The sequence below is a fragment of the Pseudomonas syringae group sp. 243L2 genome, from assembly GCF_032587875.1.
Taxonomy (GTDB): Bacteria; Pseudomonadota; Gammaproteobacteria; order Pseudomonadales; family Pseudomonadaceae; genus Aquipseudomonas; species Aquipseudomonas amygdali.
In genome coordinates, this window is the sequence record NZ_JAWHPL010000017.1 from 221,658 (window position 1) to 234,463 (window position 12,806).

The 12,806-nt window shown below is 58.9% G+C and carries 11 protein-coding genes; 5 read left to right on the forward strand and 6 right to left on the reverse strand.

Features of this window, described 5'->3' with window-relative positions; translation table 11 throughout:
• Nucleotides 1–246 precede the first annotated feature (246 nt).
• From RYB66_RS10095 to RYB66_RS10110, 4 genes are all read right to left on the reverse strand, one after another.
• A complete protein-coding gene (locus RYB66_RS10095) occupies nucleotides 247–1,950 on the reverse strand; it encodes an ATP-dependent DNA ligase (protein ID WP_316894323.1) in 1,704 nt (567 codons plus the stop codon).
• On the reverse strand, nucleotides 1,947–2,993 hold the full coding sequence (locus tag RYB66_RS10100) for a ligase-associated DNA damage response exonuclease (protein ID WP_316894324.1): 1,047 nt from the start codon (nucleotides 2,991–2,993) through the stop codon (nucleotides 1,947–1,949). Before RYB66_RS10100 ends, RYB66_RS10095 begins: the two co-directional genes overlap by 4 nt.
• Before the next feature lie 641 nt (nucleotides 2,994–3,634).
• The gene (locus tag RYB66_RS10105; protein ID WP_316894326.1) at nucleotides 3,635–6,109 is read right to left on the reverse strand and encodes a penicillin acylase family protein; all 2,475 of its coding nucleotides are present in this window, start codon (nucleotides 6,107–6,109) and stop codon (nucleotides 3,635–3,637) included.
• A gap of 196 nt (nucleotides 6,110–6,305) precedes the next feature.
• A complete protein-coding gene (locus RYB66_RS10110) occupies nucleotides 6,306–6,512 on the reverse strand; it encodes an SEC-C metal-binding domain-containing protein (RefSeq protein ID WP_002554826.1) in 207 nt (68 codons plus the stop codon).
• Nucleotides 6,513–6,672: 160 nt separating this feature from the next.
• On the opposite strand from RYB66_RS10110, the gene RYB66_RS10115 reads away from it, so the two are divergent.
• From RYB66_RS10115 to RYB66_RS10125, 3 genes are all read left to right on the forward strand, one after another.
• Nucleotides 6,673–7,329, forward strand: a complete 657-nt coding sequence (locus RYB66_RS10115) for a LexA family protein (RefSeq protein ID WP_005743216.1) — start codon at nucleotides 6,673–6,675, stop codon at nucleotides 7,327–7,329.
• 128 nt (nucleotides 7,330–7,457) lie between these two features.
• Nucleotides 7,458–7,706 carry a DUF1654 domain-containing protein gene (locus RYB66_RS10120; RefSeq protein WP_005743217.1) on the forward strand — a complete coding sequence of 83 codons (249 nt, stop codon included), beginning with the start codon at nucleotides 7,458–7,460 and terminating at the stop codon, nucleotides 7,704–7,706.
• A 263-nt stretch (nucleotides 7,707–7,969) separates the two neighbouring features.
• Nucleotides 7,970–8,299, forward strand: coding sequence for a hypothetical protein (locus tag RYB66_RS10125; protein ID WP_002554823.1), 330 nt, complete (start codon nucleotides 7,970–7,972; stop codon nucleotides 8,297–8,299).
• 9 nt (nucleotides 8,300–8,308) lie between these two features.
• Here the strand turns inward: RYB66_RS10125 and RYB66_RS10130 are convergent, their stop codons facing one another.
• Entirely contained in the window at nucleotides 8,309–8,800 is a 492-nt protein-coding gene (locus tag RYB66_RS10130) for an LEA type 2 family protein (protein WP_005755521.1), read from the reverse strand.
• Between the two features lie 114 nt (nucleotides 8,801–8,914).
• Between RYB66_RS10130 and RYB66_RS10135 the strand changes: the two genes are divergently transcribed.
• Together RYB66_RS10135 and RYB66_RS10140 are read left to right on the forward strand one after the other, a co-directional pair.
• On the forward strand, nucleotides 8,915–9,478 hold the full coding sequence (locus RYB66_RS10135) for a hypothetical protein (protein ID WP_005779319.1): 564 nt from the start codon (nucleotides 8,915–8,917) through the stop codon (nucleotides 9,476–9,478).
• A 111-nt stretch (nucleotides 9,479–9,589) separates the two neighbouring features.
• Nucleotides 9,590–12,025 carry a TonB-dependent receptor gene (locus tag RYB66_RS10140; RefSeq protein WP_316894330.1) on the forward strand — a complete coding sequence of 812 codons (2,436 nt, stop codon included), beginning with the start codon at nucleotides 9,590–9,592 and terminating at the stop codon, nucleotides 12,023–12,025.
• Nucleotides 12,026–12,329: 304 nt separating this feature from the next.
• Here RYB66_RS10140 and RYB66_RS10145 read toward each other — a convergent pair whose 3' ends face one another.
• Nucleotides 12,330–12,803 carry a YchJ family protein gene (locus RYB66_RS10145; protein ID WP_016982494.1) on the reverse strand — a complete coding sequence of 158 codons (474 nt, stop codon included), beginning with the start codon at nucleotides 12,801–12,803 and terminating at the stop codon, nucleotides 12,330–12,332.
• Nucleotides 12,804–12,806: the final 3 nt, after the last annotated feature.

Sequence of the window (12,806 nt, forward strand, 5' to 3'; positions counted from 1 at the left end):
AGCGATGAACGTGCGTTTGAAATGTAAGGCGTTGTCGCTATTTCGTATAAATGGCTGGCAATCTGCCGCCTTGGCATGTTTATGGGCGGGATGTTGTTCTCTGTGACTTAAACCACACCCCCATCAGGCTCGCGGCGAGCGGCAGAATGGTAACGAAAGAGAACGGTTGTTGCGGGCAGGCAAACCCTGGTGGCAGGCCGTGTTTCAAAAAGGTGCACGTCAATTTGCGTGCACTTTTTCGGTGCGTCAGTTCAGCAGGTCCTGTAATGACGCCAGGCTGTCGGCTTCGGCCACCGGCTTGTCCTGCCGCCAGCGCAACATGCGCGGGAAGCGCACCGCAATGCCGCTCTTGTGGCGCTTTGACAAGGCAATGCCTTCAAAGCCCAGTTCGAATACCAGCGTCGGCGTGACGCTGCTCACCGGGCCAAATTTTTCCACGGTGGTTTTACGAACGATGGCGTCGACCTTGCGCATTTCCTCGTCGGTCAGCCCTGAGTAGGCTTTGGCGAATGGCACCAGCGTGCGCTCACTGGCGTCGGGCGGGCCGTCCCACACCGCAAAGGTGTAGTCGCTGTACAGACTGGCGCGTCGGCCGTGGCCACGTTGCGCGTAGATCAGCACGGCATCGACACTGAACGGGTCGATTTTCCATTTCCACCACACGCCCATGTCCTTGGTGCGACCGACGCCGTACAGCGAGTCGCGGGCCTTGAGCATCATGCCCTCGACGCCCAGACTGCGAGAGGCTTCACGTTGCGTCGCCAGATCAAGCCAATCCTTGCCAGTGAGTACCGGGGAGGGCATCAGCACCTCGCTCTGGACGCTTTCGATCAAGGTTTCCAGTTGCGTGCGACGTTCATGTTGCGGCCGGCTGCGCCAGTCATCGCCTTGCCATTCAAGCAGGTCATAGGCCAGCACTACCACGGGAACGTCGGCGAGGATCTTCTTGCCGAGTGTCTTGCGGCCAATCCTCTGTTGCAACAGGGCGAAGGGCTGAACCGAAGGTGACGCTGTGGTGGCATCACCGTTCAACGCAAATTCAGCGCTGCCATCGGGGCTTGGGTCGGGAGCTTTCCAGACGACGATTTCGCCGTCGATTACCGTGCCGTCAGGCAGGCACTGCGTCAGGCTGTGCAGCTCGGGAAAACGGTCGGTGACCAGCTCTTCGCCACGCGACCAGATCCACAAGCGTCCGTCACGTTTGACCAGTTGTGCGCGAATACCGTCCCACTTCCATTCCACCTGCCAGTTCTCGGCCGCCCCGAGCAACTCCTCGAACTGATCTGCGGGCTGTTGCAGGGAATGGGCAAGAAAAAACGGATAAGGCTGACCGCCACGTTGTGCGTGCTCATCTTCGGATTCAGGCGCGATCAGTTTCAGGTAACGCTCTGCGCTGGGCCGATGCGACAGGTCGGTATAGCCCACCAGCCTTTGGGCGACGCGCTTACTGTCGATGTCCGCCAGCGCAGCCAGTGCGCGCGTCACCAGCAGTTTCGACACGCCAACCCGGAAACTGCCGGTAATCAGTTTTATACAGACCATCAGGCTGCTGCGGTCCAGTTGCGACCAGAACATCGGCAGGCGTTCTGCCAGCTCTTCGGGCGGCAGGCCGCGCAACGGCAGCAGCTTGTCTTCCATCCAGGTGGCCAGGCCCTCGTCATTGCTGTGATCGGCCTGGGGCAGCAACAGCGACAAGGTCTCCGCCAGATCGCCGACCGCCTGATAGCTTTCTTCGAACAGCCACTCCGGCAGATTCGCCAGTGTCATTGCCTGCTCGCGCAACACGCGGGTCGGCACCAGTTGCCTAGGGCGTCCACCGGACAGGAAGTACACAGCCCAGGCAGCATCCTCTGCAGCCGCTTTCTCGAAATAATCACGCATCGCGGCGAGTTTGGCGTTGCTCGATGTGGTTGCGTCCAGTTTTGCGTAGAGTTCCGCGAAGGCTTTCATGACTGAGCCTCCCTCGCAGTTACCGCCTCAGGCTCTACCGTCGCCGGATTGCTGTCTTCTTCATCGCCGTATTCGGTGCTGAAGCCTTGCGCATCCAGCCCCAGTTCGCGCAGATAACGCACTAATATGCCGACCGAACCGTGGGTGACCATGACCCGCTCGGCACCAGTCTGTTCGATGGCCCACAGCAAGCCCGGCCAGTCAGCGTGATCGGATAGCACAAAGCCGCGATCCACGCCACGCCGACGTCGCGTGCCGCGCAGCATCATCCAGCCGCTGGCAAACGCATCGCTGTATTCGCCGAAGCGCTTCATCCAACTGCTGCCACCGGCCGAGGGCGGGGCGAGAATCAACGCCTGACGCAGGGCCGGATCAGTCTTTTTGAAATCGCCAGCGTATTGGGTTTCCGGAATACGAATGCCACCTTCGCGATAGACCCGGTTCAACGGCTCGACAGCGCCATGCACCAGAATCGGCCCGATCTGCGAATCAATGCCATGCAGAATGCGTTGCGCCTTGCCGAACGAGTAGGCGAACAGCACGCTGGCCTTGCCTTGGGCCGCATTGCCACGCCACCACTGGTTGATGCCTTCGAAAATCTGCGACTGCGGTGCCCAGCGATAGATCGGCAGGCCGAAGGTCGATTCGGTAATAAAGGTGTGACAGCGCACCGGTTCGAACGCCGCACACGTGCCGTCGGGTTCGACTTTGTAATCCCCGGAAGCCACCCAGACTTCGCCTTGGTACTCCAGCCGCACCTGCGCCGACCCCAGCACATGCCCGGCCGGGTGCAGGCTGAGTTTTACCCCGTGATGGGTGATGGTTTCGCCGTATTCCAGGGTCTGCAGGTTGATGTCCTGGCCAAGGCGCGAACGCAGAATGCCCTCGCCACTGGCCGCCGACAGGTAATGCTGATTGCCGGTACGGGCGTGGTCGCCATGCGCATGGGTAATGACGGCCCGTTCGACCGGGCGCCACGGGTCGATATAGAAATCACCGGGCGGGCAGTACAAACCTTCGGGACGAGCAACGACAAGATCCATGAGGCAACCGTATGGATGGGCTTGTTAGCTATGAGCCGGGGCAGGGCGGGAAGTTCGGGGAGTTTGCGTGAGGGCTGCGTAGCGTGAGGTGCGATAAATGTCCAAAAGAACACTATCGTGCATAAAAGCGCTTTGTTATCACGATGGCACTGACGACGCAGAGTGCGACCTTAGTGACGGCAGAGTCCTGGCGCTGATCCGGGGGGTAGCCTGGCAGGACGCCAGGCTAGCCGCACCGGGCCATGGATGGCCCGGTGCGGCGACCCCCGGATCAGTGTCAGGGCGAAGGAACCCGACGAAGTCGGGCCGGAAACAGGAGCGAGGGGATTTGCCTACTTTGGCCCCATCAAAGTAGGTCGCCGAGGGGCCAAAAGGTGACTCAAGTCGAGCCTGAATCTCACTGAATCGCAGAACTGTGTGACGCAGGGCGTCACGAAATGCATTACCACGCGGAGCGTGGGAACGATAGGCGTTCGGGATATTGCCGCTGGAGCATTCGGAAGGATAGGCGTTCGGGAGCCTGTTCCGTGTGGCTATTCCCGCTGGAGCATTCGGAACGATAGGCGTTCGGGAGAACACTATCGTGCCCATGCTCCGCGTGGGTACGCCGTTCTGGACGCTCCGCGTCCGGTTTTCGGCGCCTACTTGCCCGGCGTCAGTGTCAGGCGTTGCTTGCCGTAGCCCTTCTCATAGTTCTGCTGTTGCAGCGGGATCGACATGTATTGCCCCTTCTGCCACGGATCAATGCTGTTGGCGTAATACGGGCTGGCCGGGTTGCCGGACTGGCCGGTGCTGATCAGGCCGGTCATAGGCTCGACAAGGCTGAAGTCGACGATCATGCGCAGGCCGGGGGCCACGTGTGTATCGAAACCTTTACCCCACTCGAAACCGGACACGTTCAGCGTGCTGTGGTCACCACCTGCCGGTGAGGCACCGCGATTGAACTCGCCGCCACCCAACTGTTTGGCGAGCGGGCTGGTCGAGGTCCAGTTGTCGCGGTGCAGTTTGCCCCATTGCCAGGCCTTGTGATCGCTGCCCAACAGGCTGTCGCCCCTGGTGACAGCAGCCGCCAGACTGCGCGCCAGGATGGCTGGCTTGTCTTCTTTCTGCGGAGTTTTGACGTCATCCCAGTAAGGGCTGTCATCACGGCCCAGCAAATGGTCGGCTTGCGGCGAATACGACGAGCTGGCGTTGGCCACCAGCGCCTGCCAGGCAGGACTGGTTTCCGGGCCTAGCTCATCAAGGAAAATCTGTTTGGCGCTTTCCTGCAGAAACAGCTCGTACAGCGCAGCGTCAGCCGACGTTGCGCTGAGCTTGCCATCAAATGCCATCAGGCGCGTGAACGCTTCGCGGGCCTTGTTGCGATCCGCTTCCGGCAGGGCGTCGATAGCCTGCTTGAGCGGCTTGCTCATGCCCGGTGCCTGGAACATGGTCTTGAGTTTGGCCGCGAATGTCGTGGTCTGGTCGTACTGCATGGCGACGGTGCTGCGCAGGTCCTGCTTGCCGCTGTTGGCCAGCTCGGCAATGCGCTCGGCGCGCTCCGGGTAGCCCCACGAGTTGGAGAGCTGCATGCCGTAGCCTTTCGGAATGGTGCGCTGGTTGGCCGCCGCGAGCCAGCCCTGGCGCGGGTCCTGGTCGTAAGGATGGAGCATTGAGTCGGCGAAACCGTCCCAGTCATATTTGCCATCCCAGCCCGGCGAAGGCAGCAGGCCCTGGCCTTCACGGCGGTTCGGGAAGCGGCCGGTGACCTGCCAGCCAATATTCGAGGTATCGGCGAAGATCATGTTCAGGGTAATCGCACGAATCTCGCGGCTGGTATCGAACGCCTTCTCGACGTTGGGTGCACGGGACAGATCAAAGAACGCATCCAGGCTCTTGTCGTCCTTGAAGTTGGGCACTTGCAGCGCCAGGCTCAAGCCATTGCCGGGCGGCGTTGCGCTGGCATTGAGCAATGCACCATGACGCGTCTCGTAAACTGTTTCACGAATTGGGCTGCCGCCTTTGACCAGAAAGGTTTCCTGGTGAGAGGCTGCCGGCACCCACTTGCCATCCGCCATATAAGAGACGCGGTTGCCTTCGCGCTTGATTTTCTCCAGAAACAGGTCCTGGTTGTCGCCCTTGACGTTGCTCATGCTCCACGCCAGCTTGCCGTTGAAACCGCTCAGGACCAGCGGCAAGCCTGCGATGGAAACACCGGACACCTGATATTTCGGTGCCCGGATCTGCACGAAGCTCCAGGCGGAGTTGAGCCCGGCAGGCAGTTGCATGTCGCTGGCCAGCAGGCTCTTGCCGCTTCGGCTGCGTTGCGGCGCGATGGCCCAGTTGCTGGAGGCTGCAACACCAAGCATGTTCAGGTCCGAGAGCTGCAAGGCGATCTTGTTCAGGTCGCTCAGGTCGTTGACCTGATTATTCAGGTTCAGGCCCTTGAGCTTGTCGGCTTCGGCAAATGGCAGTTCTTCGTCAGGGTAGGTCGGCAGCAGCCAGGCAAGTTTGTCTGCCCCGACTTTCTGCGCCAGCACCAGTGCCGAAAGCTCTTCCTGCAGGTTCACCGACAGGCTGAAATTGAGCAGGCTGAAGATCAGCGCCGAGTCTTCCGGTTTCCAGTATTCCGGCTTGTAGCCCGAACTGGCGACATCGGCCGGCAGCTTGTCGCGGTAGCGGAACAGGTAAGCGTTAACGCCGCGCGCATAAACGTCGAAGAAGCGCTTCAAGCGAGGCGAGGCGGCGTTATACAGGTCGCTGGCGTTTTGCTTGAGGTTGACCGAGCGCATCAAACGGTCGACTTCCAGCGCGTCCGCCCCGGCCATTTCCGACAAACGGCCCTGCGCAAGCAGGCGCATTCCGAGCATCTGACCGATGCGATCACCGGCATGGATGTATCCGAGGGTGAACAGCGCATCGTGGTACGTACTGCTTTCTATCAGCGGCATGCCCATGTTGTTGCGGCGCACGGAAACGTTTTGCGCCAGCCCTTTGAGCGGGAACGTCCCGGAAGCAGGCAGTACGGTCTCGGGATCACCGCCGCCCAACTGGCAGCCGGCAAGGCTCAGGAAACTCGCCGCAGCGGCGGCAGCGCCGAATCGGGGTAGAAAATGACGAAGGGCTGGCGAGGCCATGGGCAAGCTCCTGGAGGGGTAACGTACAAAAGTCGCTACGTTAGAGAGCAGGCCGTCAGCGCGCAAGCGGGGAGGGCGAGTTTATTTCAGGATTTTGCAGAAGCTGGCCACACGCCTCTTGTTCCGCCGCGTTTGAAGATGCGCGCAAATGAAAACGGCCTGCTTATGCAGGCCGTCACGAAGAACGCTCAACGCTTTACGCGCCGTGGCACTTCTTGAATTTCTTGTCGCTGCCGCACGGGCAAGGATCGTTGCGACCCACATCTTTCAGGGTGTTGCGCACCGGTTCCTGGTGGGCGTGCCCGCAGTTCGGACCGTGCACATGGCCATGCTGGTGGTCGTGATGATCGTGGTCATGGTCGTGGTTGCAATCGGGGCCATGAACATGGGCTTGCTGGTTCATCGGTTTTACTCCGCAAATAAATCTGGCGAGCATTATCCAGCAAATCGGGACGAAGCAGTATCGGCATATTTCGATTCACATATGATTGCAAATTTAAGTATGCTTATTTTTTTCGGGCGTTTTTCAGCGTCTTTGTATTCTCATGCGCAGAGCCAACCTTATGACCCGACAAGAGCGTATTGCCAAGGCAATTGCCGCCAGCGGCATGAAGAAAGGGGAAATTGCCGCACAGTGCGGCGTTGCCAATTCTGCCGTCACTCAATGGATCAGCGGCGAAAGCAAAAGCCTGCGGCCAGAAAACCTCTATGCACTGGCGCGGGCCACGGGCTTTCGTGCCGAATGGCTGGCGATTGGCGAAGGGCCTGAAAAGGAAGCCCCCTTTGACGCCAACGTTGCTCTGATCGATCAACCCAACATGTCCTTTCGTTATCCGGTAATCAGCTGGGTGTCGGCAGGTTCCTGGGAGGAAGCCGTCGAGCCTTACCCCGACGGTTTTTCCGATCGCTATGAAATCTCCGATTACGACTCCAAGGGCCCGGCGTTCTGGCTGGAGGTCAAGGGTGACTCGATGACTGCGCCCACTGGCGTCAGCGTGCCAGAGGGGATGATGATTCTGGTTGATACAGAAGCCGATGTGCAGCCCGGCAAGCTCGTTATCGCCAAGCTGCCCGCCAGCAACGAGGCGACCTTCAAGAAGCTGGTCGAGGACGGCGGCACGCGTTACCTGAAGCCCTTGAATCCTGCGTACAAAATGATCGAGTGCGGTGCCGACTGTCGCATCATTGGCGTGGCCGTGAGAATGACCGCCAGGCTATGAGCCTTGTTGTACAAGGCTTGCGGACGTTATCCGTCGCGACGTGAAGCGGAGCGCGTCCTACGAAGTGCTTGCGCAGGTCTTGCAGCTGGAATACTGTATTTATATACAGTTATTTCCGGGAGGCAGTCATGACTGGCACTCGTAATGGGCCGACGGGCGCGTCGTCTTATGAACAGATCGGCAAGCGTATTCAACGGCTGGTATCTGCGCCGAATGTTCAAAAGACCCAGTGGGTCATCGTAGCCCGACGCGACGATGAACCTGAGGACAGCTGGAACGTGGTGCTCCGGGAAATCCAAGAAACCGAAGGTATCGAGGTCGATCCTCAGCCAGACGGTTCGGTAAGGATCGGCTGGCAGCGCTATATCGATAACTGAGCGTTTATAAGGTGCTGCTCCACGTTTGATGGCAAGCGTTTCACTTTATTTTTAAGCATGCTTAATTTTTAGGTTCCAGTTTCATATACCGCCGCCGCATCGACCCGCAATACGCGCAAGGAAGCGATCAAGGGCAGGGCGGGCCCGAACGTCAACCAGGATGACCCTCATCAACCCGTTCCCTGCCATTCGAATGGCAGGCTCTCAGCGTCTGAATTTCTGTGTTCGTGAACGGCTGTATCTCTTGAGCGGAGTAAGGTCCGATGGATATCTTGAATGGTTTGGCAGACAGGGGCGAATGGCTGGTCGCCGGTCTGGTGGGTGCAATCATCTCTGGCTGGTGGCATAAGGCAGGCTTGCTCGACTGGCGTGCCTGGCTGGTTTTCTTGATCACTGGCGTGGCCTGTGCGGTGTTTCTCACCGGCATTGCCAGTGATTATCTTGGAGTGGCCGACCCTCGCAACACCACAGGCGTTGGCTTTCTGCTGGGCTCGTTTGGTGGAGCGCTGATCAGCGCAATCAATCGCGCATTGTGGGCGGCGGATATCTGGAAGTTTCTGTTGGAGCTGATCAAGGGCAAGCTGGGCGGTTAGGCCGCCTGCTTATTTGCGTTGAATCAGCTCCTCTGGTGCCACATCGCCGGTTTTGCCGATCCGTACGTTGTGCCTGAACAGCATGCCGGTCTTGAGCTTGCCTTCAAGCCGGTAATGGATCAGCTCATCAGGTTTTTTCAGCAGTTGAGCGATGTATTTCGCGTACCGCCAAAGGTTGGTACGAACAGGCACCACAAAGGTTTTCCGGCTATGCGCATCGACGAAAAACCAATCACTGAATTGGTCGTCTGCGAGCACAACGTCATTGAGCGAGATCTTGTAGTTCAGGCCGCGCACGAACAGGTCCGAGTCGTTGGGGTTATCGACCTCGAAATACAGCTTGAAATCCTGTTGTGTCAGCCTTGCCTTGACCACCTGGACTTTGAGCAAATGCACTTCCGGATCCTGGACGCTGTCAAAGCTCAGTAACGAGCATCCGCTGAGACCGAACATGACCAGCGCGAGGCTAATGATTCTTGTAATGTGCGCCTGAAAAAACATGGATGTGCTCCGTTTGACGCCTGAGTCTACCAACTCGACGGTCAAGGGTAACGCGCTTGTTGCGCTGTCTGACGCTACGCCATACTTTTTATTGACGTGCTTACCGGTGTCTCCATGAGTGTCTACGAAATTGTCTTCAGTGCCGAACTGGTCGCCGGAGCCCAGCCCGAGAAGGTCAGGGCCAACCTTGGCAAGCTATTCAATGCCGATGCCGAGCGTCTGGAGCTTCTGTTCTCCGGGCGCCGACTGGTCCTGAAAAACAACCTCGACGCGGCAACCGCTGAAAAATACCGCGCAACGCTGGAGCGTGCAGGCGCACGGGTCCATGTGCTGGAAATGAATACCCCGCTGCCCATGGAAGAGGTCGAACTGGCACCGCCGCCCGACGCTCCTACCTGGTTGCGTAAATCCCAGGCCACCCCGCAGTCGGGTACGGGCCGTCTGCAGATCAAACCGCGTGACGCGTATATGGCTGCTTTCGAAAGTGTCGATGCGCCGAATTATTCGGTGGCCGAAGCGGGGGTCGACCTGCTGCCTGCCAAACCTCAGCCCGCTGCGCCGCTGCTGGATCTTTCCCGATTTAGCCTGGCACCGGTGGGCAGCGACATGGGCCATGTCGAAAGGCCCGAGTCACAAGCTGCTCCCGATACTTCTCACCTGAAGGTCATTGCGGAGTAATGCCGCAGGCCAACTGAATCCTGAAACGGAATTATTTTCAATCAGCTCTGTTACTTTCGAACTTTCGCTCGGCTAACAGGCATTGAGAAATATTCCATCAGGAGTTGCCCGATGTCCCGTTCGTTAGACACCCTTCTGCGTCCCAGTCTGTTGGCCGTGGCGATTGCACTGTGCACGCCTCTGGTCAGCCCGCTGCTGATGGCCGCGCAGCAGGCCAGCGTGGTTGCCTATGACCTGCCTGCAGGCCCTCTGGCGACCACGCTGAACCAGATTTCCAGCCAGGGTGGTCTGGCATTGAGCCTCGATCCTGCGCTGGTTGCTGGCAAAACAAGCGCGGCGGTAAAGGGGCATTTCGACGCTGCGACAGCCTTGCGTGAGGCGTTGCGTGGCAGCGGCCTGCAACTGGTGCAGAGCAGCGCCGGGACCTACACGCTGATGGTCATGGAACAAAACGCCTTGAACCTGTCGGATGTGAACATCAATGCCAACAGCGCGCCCGCCGAAGGTTCGGAAGCAGCCGGTTATCGCAGCGAGAACATCAGCAGCGTCGGTGCACTGGGCGGCATGAAACTGCAGGACGCGCCTTATTCCATCAGCGTGACGCCTCAGGCTCTACTGAAAAACATTCAGGCCACCTCGCTGGACGATGTCATCAAGCACAACCCATTCACCCAGATGTACTCGCCGACCAGCGCCGGTTATGCCAGCGCCGTCAACATTCGTGGTTTCAGCAGCGCGGGCAGCCTGAACATCGCCAATGACGGCTTGCGCTTTACCAATGGTGCTGATGGCAGCAACTACATTGAAGAGATGGAACAGCTGGAAGTCATCACCGGCCTGACCGGTTTCCTGTATGGCCCGGCCTCGCCAGGCGGGCTGGTCAACTACGTCATCAAGCGCCCCACTTACGAACGCTATAACAGCGTCACGCTGGGCAATGCCGGTGGCGAAAACTACTACCTGCATGGCGATTTCGGCGGGCCGATCGACAGCGAAGGCAAGTTTGCCTATCGCCTGAACGTGTTGACTCAGGATGGCGAAACCGCTGTCGACATGAACAAGCGTCGTCGCGAAATGATTTCCCTGGCGCTGGACTGGAACGTCTCCGACGACCTGCTGGTGCAGTTCGACGCTTCACACAAAAAGACCGAAATTCGCGGCCTGACCAGCTATTGGTACTTTGGTGATCAGTCGTTACGCCCAAGCGCAGCCTCGCTGGACAACGACAAACTCTACAGCCAGAAGTGGTCGTTTTCCGATTATGAATCCGACAAGGCGGGCGTACGCGCCAAATGGCGCTTGAACGATACATTCACCTTGCGCGCGGCCTTTGCAGCCCAGCAGTACACTTCGGAAAACACCTACACCGGGCCGACGGTTTACAGCGCGGGTCTGTATTCGCAACCGTTATACGCCTTCGCACCGATCGAAACCGAAGAAAAGACCGGCTCGCTGTTTCTGGATGCAGCATTCGATACCGGTTTTCTCGGCCACAAAGTCACGATGGGGTACCAGGGCAACACATCTCGCCAGAAGCAGTACGAAGACCACATCCCGTACACGCCTGGTCAGCCTGGTCCGCAATACACCTCGCCAGTCGGCACGATACCGCTCGACCAGACACCTCAGGTCGGCAAACCGTCGTACTCGATTGGCCACGGCAACCAGCGTCTGGCCAATAGCTCGGAGAGCAACAACTTCCTGATCGGCGACATCATCACCTTCAACGAGCAATGGTCGGCAATTCTTGGCGTGACCAACACGCAGATCAAGACTTACGCCAACGAGTTCGTTTACGCCAAGGCTTTCGGCTCCGCAGAGACCGAGACCAAATACAACGAAAGCAAGACCTCGCCGAATATCTCGCTGGTCTACAAGCCACTGCCGTGGCTGACCACTTACGCCACCTATATAGAAGGTCTGCAATCCGGAGGTGTCGCCCCGAGCGGCGCAGCCAATGCCGGCCAGGCATTCGCACCGGAAGTCAGCGAGCAATACGAGATCGGTGCGAAGGCGACGTTGGGTGAAACCCTGTTTACCCTGGCGCTGTTCAACATCGAGAAGCCCAACGGCTACACCACGGCCTCGAATATTTACGTGGTGGACGGACGTCAGGAAAACAATGGCCTGGAGTTCAGCGTGACCGGCAAAGTCGTTCCGGAGCTGACACTGGTCGGCGGCTTTACCTTGCTGGACCCGAAGATCAAGAAAACCGGCATTGCCGCGGATGAAGGCAACGCACCGACCAACGTCGCCAAGCAACTGGCCAAGGTCTATGCCGAGTACGACATCAACCCTGTGCCTGGGCTGGCAGTAACCGGTGGAGCGTTTTATACCGGCAAGCAATACACCGACCAAAGCAACGAAAACGACCTGCCGTCCTTTACCACCTTCGACGCCGGTGCCCGCTACCGCATGCGCGTCTCGGAAAACGACCTGACCCTGCGGGTCAACGTCAGCAACCTGGCCAACAAGGAATACTGGCTCAACAGCAGCTACCTGGGCGACCCGCGTACTGTAGCGTTCTCGGCGCAATTGGAGTTCTAGGTCGACTTGTGTCCACCGGAGCGTGACCTTGACTATCGTGCGACGCTCCGCGTCGTCATGCCGTTCTGGACGCTCTGCGTCCTATCTTGACTGTGCGGTGCGGCGCAGATCTGTGACGCGGAGCGTCACGCACGGCATTCCCACGCTGGAGCGTGAGGAACGATAATCTCAACTATCGTGCGACGCTCCGCGTCGCATGCCGTTCTGGACGCTCTGCGTCCGGTCTTGAGCGTGACGGTGCGGCGCAGGGCGTCACCCACGGCATTCCCACTCTGGAGCGTGCGGAACGATCATCTCGACTATCTCAAACCACGTAAGGCGAGCAGCATTTCTTGAATTTCTGTTCGCTGCCACACGGACACGCGTCATTGCGGCCGGCCTTGAGCGGGACCGTGGAATCGATGAAATACCAGCGGCCCTGATTCTGCACGAACGACGAGCGTTCCTTGTGGCTGTTTTCACCGTTACCGTCGTGCCAGCGGGCAGTGAAGGTCACAAAAGCATGCTCGGGCTTGCCGCCGAATACCTCAGAACTTTCTACCTCCAGCCCCAGCCATGTGCTCTGCGCGCTCCACTGGGCGATGGCTTCACGGTTCAACCCGCTTTGCTGAACAGGCAACGTCGTCTGGACCAGATAATCAGTCAGCCCCAGCACGTAGGCGCTGTAGCGCGAGCGCATCAGCTTTTCCGCGCAGGGCGCAGGCTGACCTGCGTGATAGCGACCGCAGCAGGCCAGCAACAGATCGCCGCTGCCGCACGGGCAAATAGCACTACTCATAGG

Bases quoted from the DNA above. Each gene is read 5' to 3' on its own strand.
- RYB66_RS10095 (WP_316894323.1), bottom strand. From the start codon at position 1,950: ATGAAAGCCTTCGCGGAACTCTACGCAAAACTGGACGCAACCACATCG.
- RYB66_RS10100 (WP_316894324.1), bottom strand. From the start codon at position 2,993: ATGGATCTTGTCGTTGCTCGTCCCGAAGGTTTGTACTGCCCGCCCGGT.
- RYB66_RS10105 (WP_316894326.1), bottom strand. From the start codon at position 6,109: ATGGCCTCGCCAGCCCTTCGTCATTTTCTACCCCGATTCGGCGCTGCC.
- RYB66_RS10110 (WP_002554826.1), bottom strand. From the start codon at position 6,512: ATGAACCAGCAAGCCCATGTTCATGGCCCCGATTGCAACCACGACCAT.
- RYB66_RS10115 (WP_005743216.1), top strand. From the start codon at position 6,673: ATGACCCGACAAGAGCGTATTGCCAAGGCAATTGCCGCCAGCGGCATG.
- RYB66_RS10120 (WP_005743217.1), top strand. From the start codon at position 7,458: ATGACTGGCACTCGTAATGGGCCGACGGGCGCGTCGTCTTATGAACAG.
- RYB66_RS10125 (WP_002554823.1), top strand. From the start codon at position 7,970: ATGGATATCTTGAATGGTTTGGCAGACAGGGGCGAATGGCTGGTCGCC.
- RYB66_RS10130 (WP_005755521.1), bottom strand. From the start codon at position 8,800: ATGTTTTTTCAGGCGCACATTACAAGAATCATTAGCCTCGCGCTGGTC.
- RYB66_RS10135 (WP_005779319.1), top strand. From the start codon at position 8,915: ATGAGTGTCTACGAAATTGTCTTCAGTGCCGAACTGGTCGCCGGAGCC.
- RYB66_RS10140 (WP_316894330.1), top strand. From the start codon at position 9,590: ATGTCCCGTTCGTTAGACACCCTTCTGCGTCCCAGTCTGTTGGCCGTG.
- RYB66_RS10145 (WP_016982494.1), bottom strand. From the start codon at position 12,803: ATGAGTAGTGCTATTTGCCCGTGCGGCAGCGGCGATCTGTTGCTGGCC.